This is a genomic window from Vibrio sp. 1402, from assembly GCF_033340275.1.
The window spans coordinates 1-552 of sequence record NZ_JAWOWE010000572.1; the positions used below are offsets into that span (position 1 = coordinate 1).

Here is a 552-nt window from a genome sequence, read left to right on the forward strand (position 1 = left end):
CTCGCAACGCTGCTGACAGCCAATAGTGTGATGGTTAGCAATGGTTTGAAATTAAACATAAATCAGTGCCTCCGTAATTGGCTTGTTCACGCCTTTACGCGCCGAGAAAAACGCCGCGACCAAACAAATCAGCAATACTGATAACCCTGCAGCAGCCACCAGCTCCCAAGAAAAGTAAATCGTCAATGGATAGCCTTCTGTGCGTCCTGGCGGTGGCGGCATTTGTACGTCCACCACCATCAAAAAAATGGTCACCAGCGCGGTAAACAAGGCACCGATTAAACTGCCAATCAACGCGAGTAAACCCGCTTCGCGTAGAAATCCGGCGATGATTTCTCGGGGATAACTGCCCAATGCGGACAAGGTGCCGATTTCACGAGTACGCTCGGTCACAGACATAGTCATGGTGTTGAACAACGCGACAAACACGACCAGAGCCATCACCGCGCCCATAATGCCGAAAATACGGTCATACAAATCTTTCACTTTGAGATGGGAAAACGCACGCTCTTGCCAAGGCGTAATTTCCACCTCTTGATCGCCACAGCTCGG

Annotated in this window: 1 protein-coding gene; it reads right to left on the minus strand. The window is 50.4% G+C overall.

The window, feature by feature from the left end:
- Positions 1 to 51: 51 nt before the first annotated feature.
- A partial coding sequence (locus R7044_RS27315) for an ABC transporter permease (RefSeq protein ID WP_225456236.1) occupies positions 52 to 552 on the minus strand: 501 nt, incomplete at its 5' end.